The sequence below is a fragment of the Sphingobacterium sp. 40-24 genome, assembly GCF_001899705.1.
GTDB lineage: Bacteria > Bacteroidota > Bacteroidia > Sphingobacteriales > Sphingobacteriaceae > Sphingobacterium > Sphingobacterium multivorum.
In genome coordinates this window covers 20,140-43,602 of sequence record NZ_MKWH01000026.1, presented here as the reverse complement: position 1 = coordinate 43,602, position 23,463 = coordinate 20,140, and the positions used below count along the sequence as shown (strand labels likewise).

The following is a 23,463-nucleotide window of genomic DNA, read 5'->3' as shown; positions in this document are numbered from 1 at the left end:
TCTTAATTAATATTCGTCTTCGTAGCCGCTGGATTCTTCACGCTCTTCACCTTCTTCGCCCTCTTCCTCATCGTCACCATCACTGTCGAAGCCATCCAGTTCGTCTTCATCATCGACCCCATATTGCGTATCGTCTTCCTCCACATAATCGTCCTCTTCAACAGCATCTGAGACCGGAAAATTAGCAGCAGTCATTGTTTTGGGAACCTGACCAATAGATTTAAACAACGCCGGATAGTCCTTTCCATCCTCTTCCTTCAAGATCTTGATCAATTCAACCTGGAAATCATAAGGGCGATCAAAATTGTAAACGTAGTAAAATTTCTGATGTGGATCATCGATAAACTTACTTAAACGGATATTCTCCATCAACAATACCTCAGCATCTTTTTTACGTTGTGTAGGCTTGAATGCAATCTCTGTTCCCTTTTTCCACTGATCATTGCTCACATAGAACGAGGAAGATGCATCTGCAGCATAACCTGTTGATTTATGGATTTCCTCATGTAGGTCTATAAATGTGCTTTTAGAAGGCATGTCGATCTCACGATATACATCTTCATAATCCTCAAAAGTAACTCTAAATCTATAAATTGCCATCTCTGCTATTTTCTTCTTTTAACCCTCTAAAATTAATACTATATTTTAAGAATTGGAAATTTCCAATGGGATTTCTTCTTTGATCGTCAGGTTCATTTCCCCTGCTTTTTTCACCAAAAATTGGTATGCTTCTACTCTGGAATTTGGAATCTCGCCCTCTAAAATAGCCTCGCGAATCAAATTTTTCAGCAACCCTACAGTACGCCCTGGTGCCAAGCCAAATAGGATCATGATATCCTCGCCACTGATCGGCGGCTGCCAGTTCCGAACCTTGTCCCGCTCTTCGACATCCTTCAATTTTTGTTTGACAAGTTCAAAATTCTGACGATATTTCTTCTTTTTAAACTCATTTTTTGTGGTCACATCCGCATGACATAACATCATCAGGGCTTCAATATCATCGCCAGCCTCAAACAACAGACGACGTACAGCAGAATCTGTTACGATATCCTGCGCCAAGACAATTGGCCGAAGATGCAATTGTACCAGCTTTTGCACAAATTTCATTTTCTCATGGAGCGGCAACTTTAGTTCGGCAAAAAGCTTTGGTACCATACGGGCACCACGATCTTCGTGCCCATGAAAGGTCCAGCCGAGCTTTTTATCGAAACGTTTTGTTGCCGGTTTGGCAATATCATGCATAATCGCGGCCCAACGTAACCAGAGGTCATCAGACAATTCACATACATTATCCAGCACTTCCAAGGTGTGGTAGAAATTATCTTTATGGCCTTTGCCATCAATGACATCAACCCCGTGCAAATTATACATGGCCGGAAATATCAATTCCAGGAGACCGGTATCAAAAAGATATTTAAAACCTACTGACGGTTTAGGTGAGAGAATAATCTTATTGATTTCATCGATAATACGTTCTTTCGAGATAATCTTTATTCGCTCTTTGGTATCGCTAATCGCTTTGATTGCATCAATCGTGATTTTAAAATTTAGCTGTGTCGCAAAACGGATAGCCCGCATCATACGCAGTGGATCATCAGAAAACGTTTCTATCGGATCTAGAGGCGTTCGAATAATACGTTGTTCAAGATCTTGCACGCCGTCAAACGGATCCACCAAAGCACCATAATCTGCTTTATTCAATGAAAACGCCATCGCGTTGATCGTAAAATCACGTCGATTTTGATCATCGGATAAGGTACCGTCTTCCACAATAGGCTTACGCGAGTTGGCACGATAGGATTCCCTTCGGGCACCGACGAACTCCACATTGAGTCCTTCATAAACCAGCATGGCTGTACCAAAATTCTTGTAGACAGCAACTTTAGTATGTAGCCTATCACCCAGTAAAGTCGCAAATTCAATGCCGCTGCCGACGACAACAATATCCACATCATTCTTAAAAGGCCGCTTCATAATATAGTCGCGAACATACCCCCCGATGACATAACATTCTGTATTTGTTGTCTCGGCGAGTTCCTTAATGATTGAAAATATTGGATGTTGTAAATTATCGTACATAGTTAGAACAGCAGGTAAAAAACCAAACAGTTTGCAAAAGTAACAATTTTTTTTGTATTGGAATTAGAGACAATTGAACAAGGATCAAAGACGCTGACACTATAAGCGGCGAGCTTACAGATTAAATCAACCCTCTTTATCCTTGTCCCTAAAAAAGTAAGACGGAATATTTAGTCTCTATCTTTGGATAACTTACGGAAAGCAAGTGGATTTTTAAGTAATTCGGCTTGTTCACGGCGGCGTTTTACAATATGTAAAGCCGAGAAAATTGCCTCTACAAAAGAGCTTTCAGAAGCTAAGTTTTTTCCAGCAATATCATAGCCTGTACCGTGATCTGGCGAAGTACGTACAATAGGTAAACCAGCTGTAAAGTTTACACCGGCACCTTTGGCAATATGCTTAAAAGGGATTAAACCCTGGTCATGGTACATCGCGAGTACCGCATCGAATTTCTCATAAGCACCTTTTGCGAAGAATCCATCGGCAGGATATGGACCAAAGCAGAAGATCCCCTGTTCGTTTGCTTTTTCTACGGTAGGTCTAATGATCTGATCATCTTCGGTACCAATAATCCCATGATCGCCAGCATGTGGATTTAGTCCCAAAACTGCGATCTTAGGCTTTTCAATCCAAAAATCTTTCTTCAATGAGTCATTCATGAGGGCTAGCTTTTTAAGAATAGCCTCTTCGGTAATATTCGCCGCAACCTCATGCAGTGGAATATGACCTGTTACCACGCCAATACGCAATTCATCACAAACCATAAACATCAATACATCATCAGCCTCTACTTTGGCCTGCAAGTATTCGGTATGGCCGGGAAATTGAAATCCTTCCTGTTGAATATTATGCTTATTAATTGGGGCAGTCACTAAAGCATCAATCTTGCCGGCTTTCAGGTCTTCAACAGCTTTCTCCAACGAAAGGAAAGCATATTTACCGCCGATCTCGTTTTCTTCACCCAACGAAATCTTGACGTCTTCCTGCCAGCAATTGATCATATTTGCTCTTTTGGAATGCGCCTGCTCAGCATCATTGATCACGTTAAAACTAAAATCATTTACACCGATCGCTTTACGGTGAAAAGAAGCCACCTTTGTATTTCCGTAAACCACTGGCGTAAAGAAATCGCACATACGCTGATCTACCAAAGATTTAATGATGACTTCAAGTCCAATGCCGTTAATATCGCCTACGGTAATTCCGATTTTTAATTTATCGCTCATTCTGTTTAAATGCTTTGATTCAAAAATAGGGATTTTTTTCTTAGAATGACTTTTCACTTATTTATTTTTTACTTTTGCACTATGAGCACAGTAAGAGCAAAAAAACATTTAGGACAGCATTTCTTGAACGATAAAAATGCTGCACAAAAGATTGTGGAAGCATTGGATCCTAAATTGGGTTTTAGCCAGGTGCTTGAAGTTGGCCCGGGAATGGGGGTACTTTCAGATTTTCTCTTGCAGAAGGAAGATTATGAAACTTATTTGATCGATGTGGATGATGAATCCATTGCTTATTTGGACGATAAATATCCCCAATTGGGTAAGCGATTGATCCACGGTGATTTCCTGAACCTTGACTTTTCACAGTATTTTGGCGAGAAAATGGCCGTTATTGGCAATTTTCCGTACAACATCTCCTCTCAGATTCTCTTTAAAATTTTGGATGAGCGGCATCGTGTTGTTCAAATGGCGGGGATGTTCCAGAAAGAGGTCGCTGAACGCTGTACTGCCAAAGCAGGAAGTAAAGAATATGGCATCTTGAGTGTCTTTTTACAGGCGTATTATAAAGTAGAATACCTGTTTACTGTAAAGGCGGGAGCATTCAATCCGCCGCCAAAAGTATTGTCGGGCGTGATTCGCATGACACGCAACGACAGGGAACAATTGAATTGTGATGAGAAATTATTTTGGCGCGTTGTTAAAGCAGGTTTCAATCAACGTCGTAAGACCCTCCGAAACTCACTTTCGGGTGTTGTTCCGAAAGATAAAATGTCTGACAACCCACTGTACGAACTACGCGCAGAACGACTAACAGTAGATGATTTTGTCGGCTTAACAAACGAAATAGCAAACAGTCTCTAATATGCATCCGACCGGCAGCACATTTATGATTATTGGCGGTGGTATCGCTGGATTATGTGCCGCAATAGGGCTTGCAAAAGTAGGTATTGAAGCACATGTCTATGAAAGCGCCATTGAACTCAAAGGCATAGGTGCTGGATTCGGGCTCGCGGCCAACGCCATGCAAGCTTTGGAACATCTCGGATTGAAGGATGAAATCGTCCCGATAGGGCACTACCTTGCATCCTACAACGTCTTGGATCAAAAAGGAAATATTCTTGTTGAACCAGACACTAGGTCAATCAGCCAGAAATATCAACAGGACAACTTCGCTATCCATCGGGCTGATCTGCATCAGTTTCTCCTATCCAAAATCCCCACTGAACAAATTCATCTCGGCAAACGCGCCATTTCCTTTGAGCGAGAGGGGGAAGATATTCAAGTTTATTTCGCAGACGGAAGTCATGTACGCGGCCAGGCTCTTTCGATTGCTGATGGCGTACACTCAGCATTACGACAACAGCTCATACCAGGCTCGGCCCCTCGTTATTCAGGCTATACCTGTTGGCGGGCAACCATTGACAATAGCAGCATACAGCTCAGTAAAGGAACGGAGACCTGGGGCAGCAAAGGACGCTTCGGAATGACCCCACTTGTCAATAACCGCATCTATTGGTACGCCTGCATCAATACAGAAGCACAGAATCCGGTCTTAAAAAACTGGAAAACAAAGGAGCTCCTCGAAAATTTTAAAGATTATCATGCCCCTATTCCAACGATCCTGTCGGAGACAAAAGATAGCGAACTAATCGCAAATGACATTATTGACATCACACCACTTCAACAACTCGCTTTTGGCAATATCTTGTTATTGGGTGACGCTGGACATGCGACGACGCCCAACTTGGGCCAGGGAGCCTGTCAGGCTATTGAAGATGTTGCTGTTCTCGTGGATGAGCTCCAAACCTCAGCTTCCGTTAATTTGGCTTTCCAACGATTCGAAAAAAGACGATTGGATAGGGTAAATTATATCTGTAATACTTCCTGGAGGATAGGAAAAATAGCGCAATGGGAAAATCCTTTCCTGATAGGAATGCGAAATTTTGGCATGAAAATAATGCCCAATCGCATGAAACAACAACAGTTAAATAAATTACTGTCTGTAGATTTTATGCAGATCAACCATAATCATGACGCTGGGATCTAAATCATCGTACTACACAGCAACGGTATTCACTGATCAGTGCCACATAAAAAAAATTGAATGAAAACTACTATTTTGATCGTCGACGACATTCATGAAATCATGCTTGAGAAATTCGAACAGGCGGGGATCGCCTACAATTATCAACCTGATATCAGCCGAGAAGAAACTGAAAAAATCATCGCTAATTACTCGGGTATGGTTATCCGTTCCAAATTTCAGGTAGATAAAGCTTTTTTTGACTTGGCACCAAACCTCCGCTTTATCGCTCGTGCTGGTGCTGGGATGGACAATATCGACGATACAATTGCTGCGCAAAGAGACGTGCTGTTAATTCCGGCCAATGAAGGCAATCGGGATGCTGTAGGTGAACATATGATCGGTATGTTGCTTAGTCTAATGAACAATTTGAATCGTGGTGACCAACAAATACGATCTGGGCAGTGGCTGCGTGAGGCCAATCGTGGATATGAACTTAAGGGGCGTACTGTAGGTTTGATCGGCTATGGACACAATGGTGTGGCCATGGCAAAAAAATTATCCGGCTTTGATGTACAGGTACTTGCCTATGATAAATATCGAATCGACTATACGGATCAATATGCATCGGCAGCAGACATGGAAAAGATCTGCAAAGAAGCCGATGTGATAAGTTTCCATATCCCCTTAACGGATGAAACAAGAGGTATGATTGATGTGGATTATCTGGCAAAATTTGAGAAACCCATTTTCTTCTTACTTGGTGCCCGAGGCGGTATTGTACAAGTTCCAGCAGTGCTTAACGGCCTTGATTCCGGTTCCATTATCGGAGCAGCATTTGATGTGTTGCCCGTAGAAAAGTTCCCAAAACTCGCCGAACAGAGCTGGTATGCAGATCTTATCCGTAGAGACAATGTAATCTTGTCGCCGCACGTTGCCGGATGGACCTTTGAAAGTTATTATAAATTGTCGGAAGTCGCCGCAGATAAGATCATCGCCTTTTTGGCGTCTTAATTTTGGCAAAGAGTTATTTGCCAAAATCTTCAATCAATCAATCAATCAATCAATCAATCAATCAATCAATCAATCAATCAATCAATCATGCGAGCAAGCGAGCAAGTAATCAATTAAGCATCCCCTATTCATACAGGTACAGGAGAGTAAAGTAAGCCATTGCTCTTGAAAGGTCTAAAAAATCAGGTTCCGGGGCTAAAGATACCGACAACAACAACAATCAGAAACTGAAGCACCAAGCTACAGTCCAGTAGATAAGCGTAGTGGTAATGGTCTCTTGTTTTGAAAACAGCCAACTTAAGCAAGGCAAATATAAGTACGTTGGTCAGAATCAATCCGATTTTAATAGGTGCTGTATAAGGCACGGTCAAGATCAAAACACAATGCAGGCCTAATAGTCCATAGGTTAGATTTTTAGCTTTTTGTTCGCCCAGCATATTAGGTAAAGTGCGTAGATGATAATAGGAATCCTGTTGGATATCCCGAATATCGAAAGGCAATGTACAGATAACCAAAAATATAAACTTCAATCCGCAGAGCGCAATAAAAACCCACTGATCTATTGTGACACCGATGTTGGCTAGTTCCACATAAGGGAGCACCACACTGCTGCAGACCCAGACCAGGGCAATGTGAAAAATCTTGGCCCCGGGTATCTGTCGAAGCCCCACTTTGCGGTCACGGAAAGTAAATAGAGGCATTCCGTATAGTAGACTCAGGATTCCAATAAATCCCAAAAACAAAAAGGAATACACATGAATAAACCACAAGCAATAACCAAGCACAAGCAAAGCGATACCATTGTTTAACCACATGACCCATTCATGATTAAAGATCCAGCGTGTCCGGGGGAATTTTGATTCTTTTGGGTGCTTCGGTTTGGACCACCACAGGCTAAAATTATAGAGTAGCAAGGTCGCCGTTCCTTCTACTAAAACGATATACCAATTGATAGACCGTTCAAATATGATATAAGTCAATGCGCATTGTGCCATGGCCGCCATGGCGATCAGAAGATTTGTATAGATTGTAATATAGAATAGCTTTCTTAGAAAAGACATCTTGAAAAATCTTGATGCAAGATAACAATCTTATAGATAAAAGTAGTTTAACATTATATTAAACATCAATTTTTTGATAAAATGGGCAAAAACCGCTAAATTGTACACCGAAATCGAAATATCAAAAACAATTTCGCAACGATAACAATATAAATTAAAATAATTCATAATAATCCTAATAACGATGAGCCTACAAATAAAATCATTTGAAGAATATCAAAGTGAATATAAGCGAAGTGTAGAACAACCTGAGGAGTTTTGGGCGAGCATTGCAGATCATTTTTTCTGGAAAAGAAAGTGGAATAAGGTGCTGAACTGGAACTTTGAGGAACCCAATGTCAAATGGTTTGAGGGTGCTAAATTAAATATTACAGAAAACTGTCTAGATCGCCATATTTATGCTAATGGTGATAAACCAGCCATCATCTGGGAACCTAATGATCCCAATGAAGCGCACCGCATTCTTTCCTATAAGCAATTACTACAAAAGGTAGAGCAATTTGCCAACGTACTTAAAAATAATAACATCAAAAAAGGAGACCGGGTATGTATTTACTTGCCAATGGTTCCTGAATTGGTTATTGCTGTATTAGCCTGTGCTCGTATCGGCGCTATCCACTCGGTGGTGTTTGGAGGTTTTTCAGCACGATCTATCGCGGATCGTATCGTCGATGCGGAATGCAAACTGATCGTCACTTCAGATGGTAGTTACCGCGGCAATAAAACCATTGGTTTAAAAAACATTGTGGACGATGCTTTAATGCAATGTGACACTGTTGAAAAAGTAATTGTTTTAACACGTACGCGTACACCGGTATCGATGATCAAAGGACGTGATGTATGGTGGGAAGATGAGATCAAAAAAGTAGAAACACAGGGAAATCCAGCATGTCCAGCAGAAGAGATGGATGCTGAGGACAATTTATTCATCCTTTATACATCGGGATCCACAGGTAAACCTAAGGGTGTAGTACACACTTGTGGTGGTTATATGGTGTATACAGGCTATACCTTTATGAATACCTTCCAATATAAGCCAAACGATGTCTTTTTCTGTACAGCGGATATCGGCTGGATTACAGGACACAGTTACATCGTTTACGGACCGTTATCACAAGGAGCTACTTCTTTAATGTTTGAGGGTATTCCAACATTCCCGGATGCGAGCCGTTATTGGGATATCGTTGATAAATTCAAAGTCAATATTATCTATACATCCCCTACTGCTTTGCGTTCATTGATGGCTTTTGGGGACGAATTTGTCGACAAAAACGACCTTTCATCTTTACGTGTTTTGGGATCTGTAGGCGAACCAATCAACGAAGAAGCCTGGAACTGGTTTAACGAAAAAGTTGGTAAAAAGAATTGCCCTATTGTTGACACCTATTGGCAGACAGAGAATGGAGGCCATTTGATCACTTCATTGGCCGGAGTAACACCAGAAAAAGCAAGTTATGCGATGTTCCCGATGCCGGGCATTCAACCCGCTTTGATGGATGAGAATGGAAAAGAAATCGAAGGCAATGATGTAACTGGCAATCTGTGTATTAAATTCCCATGGCCAGGTATGTTACGCACGACATGGGGCGATCATGACCGCTGTCGTCAAACCTATTTCTCGACGTATAAAGATATGTATTTTACGGGCGATGGATGTTTCCGTAGTCCAGAGGGCTATTACAAAATCACAGGCCGTGTAGATGATGTATTAAATGTTTCGGGTCACCGCATTGGTACAGCAGAAGTGGAAAATGCCATTAATATGCACGCTGACGTGGTTGAATCTGCCATTGTTGGGTATCCGCACCCCGTAAAAGGACAGGGTATCTATGCTTATGTCATTGCGAATCACCATACCGATGCAGAAGCCACCAAAAAGGATATCATGGAAACCGTTTCACGCATTATTGGCCCAATTGCTAAACCAGACATCATCCAATTTGTTGATGATTTACCAAAAACACGTTCAGGAAAGATCATGCGTCGTATTTTACGTAAGATTGCCGAAGACGATATCGCCAATGTAGGTGATACTTCGACACTTCAGGATCCTGCCGTTGTAGAAGGAATCATCAAAGGCGCTGCAGCTTTGAGAAAATAGCATATAAAGTATCTAAAAAAATAACAGCCGTCCAAATGGAAGGCTGTTATTTTTTTAGATACTTTTGATTATATCCCACTCAAATTTAACCTTATAGGCAATGTATAGCCAACCCGCACAGGTTCACCACGGAGGATACCGGGTTTCCAGTCTCTAAGCTTTTTTACGACCTGTATACCAGCCGCCCCTGTACCGAAACCCAAATCGTTCTTTACTTTCAAATCTTCTATTCGGCCGTGTTGATTTATAATGAACGCTATTTCTACAGTACCACTTACACCGTTCATCATGGCTTGTTTTGGATATTCATAATTTCTTGCCACAAAATACAACATTTCCTTGGTGCCTCCAGGATATTCGGGTTGCGTTTTATAGGTCGTAGAATCATATGGAATGACGACACCATTTTCTTTTGTTTTGGTGCCTGACAGTAATTTATCTGCATTATAATACTCTACAAAGGAATCACGACCGCTCTTTCCTCGCCACTCCCCTTCACGCATATTATTGACCAGCTGACCTTCTTCAGTTTCTTCCTTTTCATCTATACTAAAACGAATAATACCATTTCCATTTTCTAACTTTTTATTGTTTAAAGAGTCATAATACACCACATAGATCGGCTTCTTCACCAGCACTTTTTTCTTCTTAAGTTCGCTTGGATAAAATACGACCATTTTCAACCTATTGTTGGGGTATAGATAAAATGCCGAATCGATCAATTTACTCTCATCGTTAAAGTTCTCAAGACTTTTGAGTGTGCCATTTTCATAGAATTCATATTTTTTACCTAGAAAATTGAAAGGTGCGTTCCCGCTCTTACTTATCGCATTTAACTTTAGCGAGTCATTGCGTAGATAATACTCCGCTATTCGATACACTTTATCCTTTCCCGCCGCATCGATCTGAATTGCTCTTAAAAAATAAGCCGAGTCTTGCTTCTTCGTCTCCTCCCCATTTTTCTTATGATAAGTGGTAAAAGTAACTTGTGCCGAAAGGCTCAATCCGCACAGGTTCAATAGAAAAAAACAAATAAGTTTCGTCGAAAAGTCTAAATAATACTTCATAATATTTGTTAATGCAACGGTAATAATAAGAAATATCGAGATTAATTAAAAAATTAATAGGTTAAATAATGTTTAATTTTATCGCAAGGGGATTGCAAAATACTTCTTTTATGTTATCCACATTATGTTAATAACATTGTGGATAACATAAAAAGCTACGGTCATCATCATCAACGCGCAAGATTTAGCCGTATGGGCAAGGTATAACCCACTCTTACGGGCTCACCTCTCCGAATACCCGGTTTCCATTTTTTAAGCATTTTTACAACTCGGATACCAGCTTCACCAGTATTAAATCCTAAATCACTCTTTACTTTTATATCTTCGATGTGACCATCCCTATCGACCACAAAATCTATTTCTACTAAACCATTTACCCCATTTTTGACGGCTTCTTTGGGATATTCGTAATTTTTGGCAATAAAAGTCAATAACTTATATATACCTCCAGGGTATTCTGGTTGCACAAAATAAGTTTTCGCATCATAGTTTATGAGCTCCCCATTTTCTTTGATTTTACTACCCTTTAATAATTTTCCTTTTTTATATGTTTCGACAAAAGTTTCATTATCTGCCCGTCCTTTCCACTCTCCATCACGCAAATTATTGACCATCCTCCCTTCTTCAACATCATCGTCACCGCCTTCGCGTAAACGAATTAAACCATTTCCATCCGACAAGGTTTTATTCTCTAAAGAGTCAAAATAAGCCACATAAATAGGATCTTCGGCCATCCGATCGCCTCTTTTATTTAATGAGCTTGGGTAAAACACCGTCAATTCAGGCTTACCGCTTGGGTACCAATAGTATGCAGAATCTATCAGTTCACTCTTTTCACTGAAATTTTCCATGCTCCTTAACACTCCATTTTCGTAAAACTGTGATTTCTGACCTTGAAAGCTAAACTGAGATTTCTGACCCTGAAATCTAAATGGAAAACCAGCGTCTTTGCTGGTTCCTTTTAACTTAATCGTGTTGCTATTGATATAGTACTCTTCGACTACATAATATTTTTTGTTTTGTTCGCTTACAGGACGAATGATACGTTTAAAATAAGCGGGGTCTTTCGCTGTTATCTCTTCCCCATCTTTTTTATGAAATGTTGTGTCGATATCTTGGGCTACAGTAGTCTGCAGGCAAGAAATCATTAGTACAATGAGGCAAGCGAATTTTGACAATTGATTTAAATAATATTTCATAAAATGCGCAGTATAATAAATGTAGGAGGCAATTTACACAATTCATTTGATGGTCTTTTCAACACTGACCCATAAACAGTTTTCCACACAATGTTAATAACGATGTTGATAAGTTTTAAAGCACATTAAGATTAACCAGCATAAAAAAGCATTAAACACAAAAAAGCCACATCATCCCGACGTGGCTAAAATAAACATATGAATTTAATTAAACAGTTTCTATTTATAGGAGTTTACGGAGCTTGTAACCTTCCAGGTTCCCGATTCATTGATTAATGTCACTAGATCTGTTTTCGTGAAATCGTCAAACTTCATGGTGATACGCGCTACCATATAGTTTTCAGATTCCTCAAGTACCTCAGTACTTGTACTGCAGTTCAATTTTTCACCTTTTTGCTTTTTCAGGAAGGAAATGACTTCCGAACGGCTATTGGTACGTGCAGCTTTCCCCTGGACTTTTTGATTGAATTCGGATGCAAACAATTTTTCTACGCCCTGAGATGCACCTTCTGTCATTACTGACACGTAGCTATCGATAGCCAAATCGGCTGTGGAAAGGTTCAATGCTTTACCAGGGTCAGCTGCTGCCATTGCGAAAGTTGATAGTGTAATCAATGCTGCTGCTGCGAATGTCTTTACTAAAGTTTTCATAATTGCTATACTTTATATTGTTAGTTTTTTATCTCTTTTCTTATTGTCGCAAGGATATTGATTTTGTTGCATCATTTCCTTTAAGATTCTGATTCAAAAGTAAGACAATGCAGCATCCCATTTTATTACATTTAGATCAACAGAATAAAAAAGTCGGTAAATGGAGGTAAAGGAGCGGTAAATGATGGCCCACTCCGATAAGAGAAACAAAGTTATAGGCAGGAATTTGTCATAAATCGATATGACGTTTGTATCGAAAAAGTATAGCTATATACGTCTTGCACCTTTATTGGAGTTTGCGGATAAAGTAATCACGATGCTGCTTGATATAAAACCTACAAATATGGAATCTCGAACGGAAGATTTGTCATCCAAAAAAAAGTAAACCGACGCTGCAATTAAAAAACATACGACAAAGGCCAATATTAAAACAAGTACAGATCTGATTTTCATTTTTAAGGTCTTAATCCAGTATAGTTAAAAATACAAAAATTATATAAACCCTGAAAGTCACTCCACTTTAATTTTCTAGCTCAATGAGGTTTGACTACAAATTGCGATATTATGGATAGAGCAAAACGTTTTCCACATCGTTATTAACATCTTGTGGAAAACTTAAATATTCACAAAAACATAACTATTACCTAATTTACGTGGTATGATAATGGTTCTATCGTCCAATACCCCAAGCTAATTGTATATAGAAATGTCCCAGTCTGTCCTTCGGAACATTTGAAACGGCAGCATTCACTACTTTCCAATCATTATGTGTAATCGAAGATTTATAACCGATTCTACATTCTGGGCGAAAGCTAGTTCGTTCGGAATTGGATGTTTTCAACGTAACACTTAGATCGACAATAGCAGCATCATGTTTCATTTTTGTTTGGTTGGACTGTGTTGTCAAAAAATCTCCAAATTCCCCATTCAGATTTTTCTTTTGAATGGTAAAGGTAGTAGACTGCGTACCGACTCCCAGCTGCGGGCTAAAGATCAATCCGCCTGTACGTATCGCATTGGTAGATACATATAGCGTAAAATCGCCTGTATTCATTGTATTGTCGTTTTTACTGCTTGTCGACAAGCTAAAATTCACGCCAATAAGGGTTTGTTTGATCCTGTATGCAAGTCCAGCCCCAGCATTCCACCCAAATCCAGGCACCTTTCCGGAATCATAATCTTTCAGAATCCTATTCAGATTGCTAGCGTTATTAAATTGAACACCAGCGAAATAGATCGTCTCAAATGGCAGATGTTTAGTTTGATTGTTTTTTTGTTGCGCGAATAACGGAAATGCAAAAACAAATAAAAGGGCACTAAAAAAATACTTCATAAAATTTACACTTTGGTTTATTTCAATTAAACTAATTAAGGTAAGGCCTATATCCTTTAATTATGACAACTGAATCAACAGATTTATTACATCAGAAAAGAGATTTACAAAAACCTTCACCCAAAGCAACGAGAAACCAATTCGTATTGACGAAACTTTATTGAGGAAACATACTATTTTGCTTCGATAACATTGATGCTAGGTGCAATTTGTTTTAATTTATCAATAAACTCAGTCGGATTTTCTGGATCAACGAATATATCATCAATCACATTATAATGCAGGATCATTCCCCTTCTGTAGGGCCTTAAAACTGTGAACCTCATCGATCCAAACCAAAATACCTTATCCGTCTCTACTTTACGAATGGAGTTGACATCAACAGATTCTGTTCCGCAAATACTTTTTATAAACAGTTTGTTATCTTCAATCCAATAACGTTTATAGAAGAAAGTGAAATACCAGGTTAATGCAAATACAGCGAATAATAAAAGTGCCCCTGTGTAAAGTCCTTGCTCCAAGTCACCATATGATACCATGGCAATAAATATAATCATCCCAGTCCCCCAAATATAACTACCGAAGGGTATGTGGGTATTAAAAAATTCTTTCATAATCAATAGTTTGATAGGTCAGTTACTTTTATTCCAAACGGTAAAATTTTGCTTAACTGAAAGCGGGAACAAATTATAGACTTCACGATATTGTTCGAAATCTTCTTTCGTATTAACCTGAATATGATAGATATGGGAAATGACCTCGCTATCTATATTATCTTTCATAAAATTTATTTCTTCACGTAACAGTGCTGTTTTAATATTTGGCAACCAATCTTTTGCTAAGAGTGCGCTTAATCGCTCTGAGCCCTCGAATAATTTAAGATCATTGTAATGCATTGCTACTTGCTGAAGGCTGTCATTTAGATGTCGATTTTCGGTCCTATATTGATCCACTAAGGCTAAGTATTCATTGTAGACCTTATTGTTTTTTCCATCGGATACGACCGCCATTTTTATTGATTCGCCTCTATTCTTCGCTAACAAAAGTTCTTCTAGTTCTGCTTGTTGATAGGTACTGTCCAGTAACAGTTTATAATTATCAGACTCATTGGCATCCAGCCAAAATGTGGTTGACATATAATATTTTGGTGTACCGAGTTCAGGTTGACGGGCAAATCGTTCGATTTCTTGGGCTTTCAAAATATCTCTATCCCATGAAACAGTGAGTTGATAAATGCCCTTTGGTAATATGCCTACCTCATAATTGATATTGTTAGAACAAATTGTATCAGACATAACCTTAATTCCCGTACGCATATTGTATACATCGATATAAAAAGGATTTTTTATCGGAATATTCCCACGTAGATGAATTTGATCTGGTGTACCGCAGCCAACTAAAAGAAATAAAATAACACTAAATAACAGTTTTATTTTATTGTTCTCTAAAACGCGTGCATTTTCTGCTGCAAATAAATATATTTCACTATTATAATAGACCATAATACAATTAAGACGGCTTCTTTCTTAAGACATAAAAGAAAAGTAATATCACAATAGCAAGAAACGTCCGAACAATTTAATATAATACCCCACGATACCTTTTTTGGATATCGTAGGGCATATTTATTAAAAAATCAACATCTTACTTTAGTAAGCGAAAGAGAAATAATAATTTGGATCCTCTACACTTGTAAACTGTATTCCCGACCCAAAATCTTTATCTGTTATGAATGAAAGTTTAAAATCATGATTTATCATTTTCTTAAAGAATGTAGCATTCATGTAAGGCACCATAATCCCCCCATTATTAGTTGTATTCTTGATGGAAAGAAAACGTATCGTGCCTTTTTCAAGATCAATGGAGTAATTCATTAAATACCCTCCAATAAACCTTGTATTCCCCTGATAAATATAACCATCCATGGTAATGACTTTCTTTGCATCATTAAAATTGTAGAAAGAATCTCCTACGGTGAGATTATATCCACTTGTTTTCGATAACCGCACATACTCATTCCAATCCACCACATAACTTGCAGACCAAGTTTTTAAAGGTAGATAGCTCGCATAGCTGTAAACACCTGGCTGGAACATATCCGTAATTGCTGTTCCCAATTTATACTGTGGCGGTAATAAATAGTCGTTCGATTTTTTGATAGCAAACGTTTTTCCCGATAAGGCATGCAGTGTATAAACACCATTCTTTTCTGTAATCTTTGAAAATTTCTCGCCATCAAAGGTTGAATCGCTGAGCAGAGTCATATTTTTATCCAAATTGTAAAAATATGGAATCTGTACACTCTCCACTTTACCATCGATCATTGCCATTAGATTAACTTGTTTTGCTGATGTATTCAGTGTAAATTCACAGTTAGCTTTATTCAGCATGACAATGTTTATTCCATTTTCAAAATAAGCGTCTACATCATTTATACTAGCCAAAAGTTTTTTGCTTAAATAGGCCGTCTGTTCTTCCGCCGTCGCCTTGACCAATACAAGCGGTTTTATAAATTTCCGTCCTTGGAAAAACAAAGTATCACCATGTGTTTTAACATAATCGTACTCGTTGTCGCTCCCATGTCCCCTTCCCGGAAGACCTCCATAAACACTGGGGTCTGGATCCTGTAACATAGTAATGTAGTTATAGGTGTCAAATGACAAGGTAGCATACATAATCTGGCGTATCCGATAAGTAGATTCTTTTGCTTCGGAAGCAGTCGTTTTGTTTAGATCTGCAATCATCCTCAACCGATCATTTTTATCAAACTGCATATAAAAGCCATATCCACCTTTAGATATTTCCGTCGTTGTATAAGCTTTCCAGCCGTATGGAGCATCTACTAATGTCTTCCTGACGTATAACAACGTATCGGATATCCTTTCGTCGGGATTACCGAATATGGGATCCATTTCTTTTGGTTTACTACAACTGAAAGCCAATAGGACCAAAAACATTAAATAAAATATCTTTTTCATAATCTAATACTTCCTCAAATTTACTTTGCCTATGAATGTTGCATTCGGATCTTTTGTATCCTTAAAAATCAAAAATTGCAGATAATCACTTGGATTAACCGTTAAATCAACCTGTTTCCATCCACTGGAGAAACTGGTACTACCTAGATAATCGATTAACGGCTTAGTATCCTTTAATACCCAATCTATATTTCCGTTACCATAATTATTACCTGTCCCTTGGGTAGCCGACTTAGCAATTTTAAATGTATTGTCTGCATTTTTTGTGATATCAAAGTCATAGGATGCCGTGTAGGTTACATTATTATCGCCAAACCCAATGTTTAATGTTGCCTTTGTAGCGGAGACAAACTGGAATGTCATTGATTTGGTGGTCCATCCGCCAAGCTCATCCAAAATAGCCATAAATAAAGACCTTTGCTTGTTAGAAATCGTGTTCTCTAATCCCCAGGTGTTCCTTATATCCCAGTCTAAAGAACCAAAATAATTGCTACTAAGTGCGGTTGCAGCAGAATAACGAGTTGAATTATACTTTTCGGTCATGACGCGTTGAAATTCAATTTGTAACTGCGTTACATCAATATTAAAATTTTGCATCATGTAATCTCGTACAATCGATTCCTTCTGTTTAAACTTGGGATAGGCCTCTCTTCCGCTATCGTAAGCAAAATCATCATAATATAATTGACCTGCGACGATTAAATGTGATAAGACTTCCGCAAAATCTTCACCGATAGACTTTCTTGAATAAGGAGTGATAAACCCCAATGATCTAGCTTTTGCCTGATCATTCTCTTGGGCGGTCCAATTCGAGTAATAATCGCCTGCACAAACTTTTCCGAACTCAGCGGGAATAAATCTCATCTGATTAAGGATATGCGTAAATTCGTGATGGATGACTTGAAGATTTCCACTTATGGAATTCGGATTTACCGCATCGAAATTATTAATTCCATACAAGGTAATGCGTCGACCTCCATCCGCAGTTCCTCCTTTCACAGAGCCATCTACATCGTAGTCTCCTGATCCAAATAAAGCAAACTGTTTGGGTGTATATGTTTTTATAAAGGGCACTCCGCCGATTTTTTTATAGACATCCAAAAATCCATTAATTACCACATCCATTTGGGGAATGACTTTGGACTCATCTGCTGGAGCTATGTTTTTATTGATATCATGCATATTGCGTTGATACCTATATACGACTTCAATATTATAGGGGTCAGTCAGATTCTTTGTAATCCATTCGTCAATAGCTCCTGGAACAAAGGTGTCATAATTTTCAATTTTTGTATTGAGCTTTTCCTCTTTTACGCAAGAATATAAACTGACGATCAGACCGACTATTATGTATGTTTTTGTTATTGTTTTCATAAAATTACCTTGGATTTTGTTCAACACCTGACAATTTTGCTTCTTGTGGGATCTGAAAAACACGTCGCGGATCCTCAGGTTTTAATTCGATATAAGACTCGCTTTCATCATTGGCAATGACAAGATGTTTCACTGTTATCCCTTTACGAATAATATCGAACCAACGTAATCCCATCGACATAAAACCAACCTGCTTAAATTGCAGCACGGTTTGAATAAGCGCTTCCTTATCATCTTGAACCCCAAAAAACAACCGGGACTTTGCAGCCGTTACAGCATGGTTCGTCGGGTTATAATTTTCAATTCGGTTGCTTGCCATCAAATTCATATCGGCAATACCAGCTGCATTATTTCCCAATTCCAAATAAGCCTCGGCTCGATTCATCAGCGCCTCATCTGTGATTAATACAGGAACCATAAGCATAGGAAACCCTGTGTTTGCCGTTGCGTTTGTTACATACCAAAATTCCTTCCAGATATAAGTAGTATAGTGTGGAGCACCATAGGAAACCCCAAAATTATAAAACTTGGCTCCAGCAGCAGTCGTACCATTATAAATATTCTGGAACACATTGATCCCCATAGCGTAACGATTATCCCACCAGCGTTGATAACCACTGTAAGTCTCGTTGATCAAAAGGCTATAAGGCTGATCCGCTTTGGAAAAAACTGAATGTACCTCCTCAAAAGTCATTTTTTTAAAGGTGGAATTATAGGGTATCAATTTCCCCGCAAAATTTCCTCCTGCAAAAATTTTGTTGGCATTGTCAACTACTTTTTGCCATTCGCCTGTAAACAAATAGAATCGAGTCGCAAAGGCATGCGCAGCTGCGGGTGTAAAATGGTATTTAGGCACATTCCATTCAGCAGGGTTTCCATCCAATAGGGCTAAGCCCTCTTCCAAATCCTTCCGAATATTGTCATAGACAGACTTTACGGTTCCACGATCATATTGTTTGATCACCACAGTCTCTGGTTCAATCACATAAGGGATTCCAGGAGAAGTATTGTTCTCTGGTTTTTTATAATCATAGACTTTCGCAAAGAAATTGACGAGCATAAAATGTGCATATGCCCTTGCAACCAAAGCTTCACCTTTAAATGCAGCAATTTCTTTCCCAAAGTTATTAGCTTCAATTGCTGCCAAAGCATGGTTGGCTGCAGCGATCGCTTCGTAACAATTATTCCAGTAACTATTCGGACTATCCGTATCACTATTGTTGATATCTTGCCAACGATATAGAGAAGGAACCGGCTGGTATAGTCCACCCACGCCTTTGTCTTCCACATTATCCGAGTACGTTTCGGCCATAGCAAGATAATTACCAAAAGGATAGGCTGATGTGATCAGTCGTTTGACTTTATCAACCGTATTGATTTCAGCTCTCATATCCGGTTGCTGATCCAGGTATTTGTTACAACTGCTGAGTAGCAGTGCGGAAGAAATGAATAGATATTTAAGATTTGTAAGTTTCATAATTTAATCGTTTAGAATCCCAATTTTACAGACAGAGTGACTTGCTTAGGAACAGGTAAGGCTACCCCCCCATTATTATAGAACTCCGGATCTACTCCATTTAGTTTTTTATCAGCGTAAATCAACCAAAGGTTATTGCCGACTAAATTTACTTGGGCAGTCCTAAATTTAATTTTGCTGACTACGGATTTGGGAATATTATAGCCGACGGAAATTTGCGATAAACGGAGATAATCACCTTTGGCAACTCGTTCAGATGAATAATTATAAGCGTTATAGGAATAAACAGATGCCGTGCGATCCCCAGCAGCGTTCTTAATGTCAAATTCTGCTGTTAGTCCATCGAGCGTAGATGGAACTACTGTTAAATATTCATCTCCTTTATAAATAAAGCGATTGATCAGTTCCCTGGATACATTATACATATCGAGGTAAATCGGTGAATAATTAGGCTGTAAACGGACCATATTTCCCAAACCAAATTTCAGCAAAAAGGAAAAGCTAAAATTTTTGTATTCTAGGCGGTTGTAGTAACCTCCGGCAAGTGTAGGATCCACTGGCCCCTCATACTTTAAGAATTCCGTTTGATTATCTTGGAACCAAAAATAGGTTTCACCCGGAGTACCATCCGTTCCTATATAGGTTGGATAACCTCCATTGGCGGCCAACTTATCAAAATCCAACGAATATAACCCCCTATGCGGCCTGCCGATCATTGCTCCACCTTCACCTGAAATGAGATCCCAAATATTGCGGGTTACATTTAGCTTGGTGATTTTTGTTTTGTTAAAACCTAGTGTAAGCTGCGTACGCCAGGTAAAGCCATTCGGATCTTTAAATGGATATCCACCAAGCTGAATATCAACACCGTGTCCTTTCATATCAGCATAATTGGCTAATTTTTCAAATTGTCCTCCAATCCCTGACGTCCGAATTGGTCCTATTAAATCAAATATATTACGTCTATAATAGTCAAAATTTAAATCAATGCGATCGTTTAAGAAGCCTAAATCTGTACCAATATTAAGCTCGTACATTTTCTCCCAGGTCAACTCTGAATTTTCCAGACCATTGATACTGATCTTACCTTCTTTTTCTCCATCATAAGGTCGATAGGTAATCGCATTATAGAAGACAGCCGAGGAATTCGATGCATTTCCCATATTCGCAACTAAGCCATAAGTCCCCCGTAATCTAGCGCGTGACAAGATCTTATTTTCTCTATTAAAGAAGTTTTCCTGATCGATATCCCAGGCAGCGGAAACATTCCAGGTAGGTAGCCACCTAGCAACATTAGTACGCCCCATTTTATTGGATCCGTCATAACGGGTCGTAAAGTTAAATGAGTACTTATCCTTATAATTATAAGCACCGCGCAAAGCATAAGCTAGTTTACGGTCGTAGGTATAATTCATCGCAAATGGTGCATCGCCAGATTCAAGTTGTTTCTTATAATACCGATACACAGGCAGGACTAGATTACCATTACCATATTCTATTCCTGGCCCATTAAAATCGTGACTCTGTTTATCCGCATATTGAAGTTCATAGGTCCCAAACAAATTCATGGTATGATCATTCCACTTTTTGTTGAATTCCAGATTGTGCCGCATATAATAACTGATCATATTGTTATTGGCGACATTGAAGAATCCTCCGTTGGGAAGAATGACATATTTATCCGTGTTTGGAAAATCCGGATCAGCATAAAGGAAGCGATTGCCGCTATTTACCGTCTGATCTTGATTTGCACGATAAGCCTTAGAAAGATTAGCATTCTCCGTGATCATATGCTGCCTTTCGGAATTATAATAACGATACATTCCGGTCGCAGAATAGGTCAAAGAAGGTAAAATTTTATACGTTATACCCGCTTGCACCTTAATATCCATTAATTTAAGTTTGATATAATTATTATCAAGTTCATTGAAGATATTAAATGGAGCGTAATCTCGCGTAAAATATTCGCGGTCACCATTTTCATCATATGGTGTAATAATACGACTGGTATTTAATGCGTAGGAATATGGATTAATATCAAAATCCCGCGAATAGCTACCATATACCGCATCAGAATTTCGATTTAAAGTACCTGGTGTACGCTGATCGCGAATATTTCCCTGAAAAATAAATTCCGTACTAAGTTTGTCATTGATTTTATAGTTATTACGAATGTTAGCCGTAAACCGCTTTGCCTGGTTACCGAGTGTATAACCTGGGTCATTCATAAAACTCGTTGAAGCATAGGTCTGCGCCTTAGCCGTTCCAGTACTCATACTTAACGAATGATCATGCACAAAACTGTTCCTGAACAACAAATCAAACCAATCTGTATTGACGTTCGCATAACGTTGCAAGAAGTTATAACGAGAGGGAGCATCATTTCTGAGTTTGAAAGAATCGGTGTTTGGGTCATATTCGTACATGAGATTGTACATTTTGGTGAATACTCCCCCCGTTCCGGCTCTCGAAACCTGGGAATGATTTAAGTACCCTTTGTTTTCCATATCAATAACCAATTGCATCTGCTCAGCAGAGTTCATGATATCGAATTGATTATAATTGGGTTTTATATAGGTTGTAAAGTTTCCGGAATAGTTGAAGTGTACTTGTCCTTCTGTATTTTTACCTCTTTTTGTATTTACAACGACCACACCATTCATCGCAGCCGCACCATACATGGCGGTAGCTGCGGCATCCTTTAACACAGTAATTGACTCAATGTCGTCTGGATTTAACCCCGCTACAGAGGATCCTAATAAGGTGTTAGCATCCCCAGTTGATAGTGCTTCATTGGAGATATTGACCGCCTCATCCAAGATCACACCATCAATTACCCAAAGTGGTTTATTATCTCCAGTTAATGAGGTTGCGCCCCGGACCCGAATTTTAGGTGCAGCACCAAAAGTACCCGACACATTTTGAACAGAGACACCAGCGGCCTGCCCTTCCAGCATGCGTGATACATCAGGCACCCCTGCGCGTTCAGCCTCCTTAGCATCAATTTTTGTAGATGCTCCAGTGAAAAACTTACGATCCAGATTCTGATACCCGGTTGCAACCACATTGACCTCCTCCAATTTCAAGTCATTTGCCGTAAGCACAACATTTATGGTCGACTTACCAGCCATGGAAATTTCTCTAGTTCCAAACCCGACATACCGAACGACCAAAACGGAAGATGAAGAGGCATTAATCCTAAAGTGGCCTGAATCATCTGTTTGGGTCGAAATAGAAGTTCCCTTTACAGTTACAGTAGCGCCGCTTAGTCCCTTTCCGTTTTTATCAGTAACCGTACCTGAAACAGATTGCTGTATAGCCAATGGGACTGTCATGCTGATATTCTTTGCATTACTGTTGACCGAAATAGTATTAGCAATAATTTTATATTCAATATTATTGCTTTTCAAGACAGCATTCAATGCTTCCTCGACAGACGCATCTTTAACGTTCACTGAAATCCGGGCCTTAGTATTCAAGTTTTCACTATATAATACACGTAGATGGGACTGCTTGGAAATGGCAGACAGTGCTTCTTCAATACGTGCATTTTTCATATTCAACGTGACTTTTTGTGCCGTGCTCTTAGCGTGCACACCCGTCACAAATGCGAATAGAAGACATGTACTAATTTTCATAATACGTAATGGTTTGCAAAATCGTGGGTCTTGAGGGATCAAGGACCACCTTTTGCTAAGTGGTAAGTTATTCATACATTTACACTTTGTGGTTAATTGGGATTTAATTGTTCATTTTTAGATTTAGGACCTGATGATCGCATCTTTTTCTGAACAGGGATGCTGCAACATTCCTGTTCTCTTTTTTTAGGTCATTGCTTTTGATGTATTATTTTACCATAGGCGTGCTATTTACTGCTTTA

General features: G+C 39.1%; 18 protein-coding genes. 4 read left to right on the top strand and 14 right to left on the bottom strand.

The genetic code is table 11. From position 1 onward, the window contains the following. Nucleotides 1–6: 6 nt before the first annotated feature. The 3 genes from BGP15_RS10385 to pdxA all read right to left on the bottom strand — a co-directional run bounded on the left by BGP15_RS10385 (nucleotide 7) and on the right by pdxA (nucleotide 3,305). Nucleotides 7–600, bottom strand: a complete 594-nt coding sequence (locus BGP15_RS10385; RefSeq protein WP_112374903.1) for an IS1096 element passenger TnpR family protein — start codon at nucleotides 598–600, stop codon at nucleotides 7–9. Between the two features lie 45 nt (nucleotides 601–645). Beyond that, nucleotides 646–2,079 (bottom strand): CCA tRNA nucleotidyltransferase, encoded by a 1,434-nt coding sequence (locus tag BGP15_RS10380; protein ID WP_112374904.1) that lies wholly within the window; start codon nucleotides 2,077–2,079, stop codon nucleotides 646–648. Between the two features lie 170 nt (nucleotides 2,080–2,249). Beyond that, on the bottom strand, nucleotides 2,250–3,305 hold the full coding sequence (gene pdxA, locus BGP15_RS10375; RefSeq protein ID WP_070560760.1) for a 4-hydroxythreonine-4-phosphate dehydrogenase PdxA: 1,056 nt from the start codon (nucleotides 3,303–3,305) through the stop codon (nucleotides 2,250–2,252). 81 nt (nucleotides 3,306–3,386) lie between these two features. Here pdxA and rsmA point away from each other — a divergent pair, with 81 nt between their 5' ends. Genes rsmA through BGP15_RS10360 form a run of 3 tightly spaced genes read left to right on the top strand, consistent with a single transcriptional unit; the run spans nucleotide 3,387 to nucleotide 6,342 of the window. Then, nucleotides 3,387–4,166, top strand: a complete 780-nt coding sequence (gene rsmA / locus BGP15_RS10370) for a 16S rRNA (adenine(1518)-N(6)/adenine(1519)-N(6))-dimethyltransferase RsmA (protein WP_046671619.1) — start codon at nucleotides 3,387–3,389, stop codon at nucleotides 4,164–4,166. A 1-nt stretch (nucleotide 4,167) separates the two neighbouring features. Then, nucleotides 4,168–5,352: an FAD-dependent monooxygenase gene (locus BGP15_RS10365; RefSeq protein WP_286769457.1), complete on the top strand. Its 1,185-nt coding sequence runs from the start codon at nucleotides 4,168–4,170 to the stop codon at nucleotides 5,350–5,352. 57 nt (nucleotides 5,353–5,409) lie between these two features. Then, entirely contained in the window at nucleotides 5,410–6,342 is a 933-nt protein-coding gene (locus BGP15_RS10360) for an NAD(P)-dependent oxidoreductase (RefSeq protein ID WP_286769456.1), read from the top strand. Nucleotides 6,343–6,524: 182 nt separating this feature from the next. On the opposite strand, the gene BGP15_RS10355 is transcribed toward BGP15_RS10360, so the two are convergent. Next, nucleotides 6,525–7,403: a UbiA prenyltransferase family protein gene (locus BGP15_RS10355; protein WP_286769455.1), complete on the bottom strand. Its 879-nt coding sequence runs from the start codon at nucleotides 7,401–7,403 to the stop codon at nucleotides 6,525–6,527. 184 nt (nucleotides 7,404–7,587) lie between these two features. Between BGP15_RS10355 and acs the strand changes: the two genes are divergently transcribed. After that, nucleotides 7,588–9,504: an acetate--CoA ligase gene (gene acs / locus BGP15_RS10350; RefSeq protein WP_286752645.1), complete on the top strand. Its 1,917-nt coding sequence runs from the start codon at nucleotides 7,588–7,590 to the stop codon at nucleotides 9,502–9,504. A gap of 68 nt (nucleotides 9,505–9,572) precedes the next feature. Here acs and BGP15_RS10345 read toward each other — a convergent pair whose 3' ends face one another. From BGP15_RS10345 to BGP15_RS10300, 10 genes are all read right to left on the bottom strand, one after another. Further along, nucleotides 9,573–10,571 (bottom strand): energy transducer TonB, encoded by a 999-nt coding sequence (locus BGP15_RS10345; RefSeq protein ID WP_286769454.1) that lies wholly within the window; start codon nucleotides 10,569–10,571, stop codon nucleotides 9,573–9,575. Nucleotides 10,572–10,741: 170 nt separating this feature from the next. Next, nucleotides 10,742–11,770 (bottom strand): energy transducer TonB, encoded by a 1,029-nt coding sequence (locus BGP15_RS10340; protein ID WP_286769453.1) that lies wholly within the window; start codon nucleotides 11,768–11,770, stop codon nucleotides 10,742–10,744. A gap of 219 nt (nucleotides 11,771–11,989) precedes the next feature. Further along, entirely contained in the window at nucleotides 11,990–12,421 is a 432-nt protein-coding gene (locus tag BGP15_RS10335; protein ID WP_115046567.1) for a nuclear transport factor 2 family protein, read from the bottom strand. Between the two features lie 670 nt (nucleotides 12,422–13,091). Then, nucleotides 13,092–13,754: a hypothetical protein gene (locus BGP15_RS10330; RefSeq protein WP_115046566.1), complete on the bottom strand. Its 663-nt coding sequence runs from the start codon at nucleotides 13,752–13,754 to the stop codon at nucleotides 13,092–13,094. A 173-nt stretch (nucleotides 13,755–13,927) separates the two neighbouring features. Continuing rightward, the gene (locus BGP15_RS10325; protein ID WP_115046565.1) at nucleotides 13,928–14,368 is read right to left on the bottom strand and encodes a PH domain-containing protein; all 441 of its coding nucleotides are present in this window, start codon (nucleotides 14,366–14,368) and stop codon (nucleotides 13,928–13,930) included. Between the two features lie 18 nt (nucleotides 14,369–14,386). Beyond that, a complete protein-coding gene (locus BGP15_RS10320; RefSeq protein WP_286769452.1) occupies nucleotides 14,387–15,256 on the bottom strand; it encodes a hypothetical protein in 870 nt (289 codons plus the stop codon). A 147-nt stretch (nucleotides 15,257–15,403) separates the two neighbouring features. Further along, a complete protein-coding gene (locus tag BGP15_RS10315) occupies nucleotides 15,404–16,732 on the bottom strand; it encodes a DUF4302 domain-containing protein (protein ID WP_286769451.1) in 1,329 nt (442 codons plus the stop codon). Nucleotides 16,733–16,735: 3 nt separating this feature from the next. Next, entirely contained in the window at nucleotides 16,736–18,106 is a 1,371-nt protein-coding gene (locus BGP15_RS10310; RefSeq protein ID WP_286769450.1) for a substrate import-associated zinc metallohydrolase lipoprotein, read from the bottom strand. A gap of 4 nt (nucleotides 18,107–18,110) precedes the next feature. Continuing rightward, nucleotides 18,111–19,583, bottom strand: coding sequence for a RagB/SusD family nutrient uptake outer membrane protein (locus BGP15_RS10305; protein ID WP_115046561.1), 1,473 nt, complete (start codon nucleotides 19,581–19,583; stop codon nucleotides 18,111–18,113). A gap of 11 nt (nucleotides 19,584–19,594) precedes the next feature. Further along, nucleotides 19,595–23,221, bottom strand: coding sequence for a SusC/RagA family TonB-linked outer membrane protein (locus BGP15_RS10300; RefSeq protein WP_286769449.1), 3,627 nt, complete (start codon nucleotides 23,219–23,221; stop codon nucleotides 19,595–19,597). Between the last annotated feature and the right edge of the window lie 242 nt (nucleotides 23,222–23,463).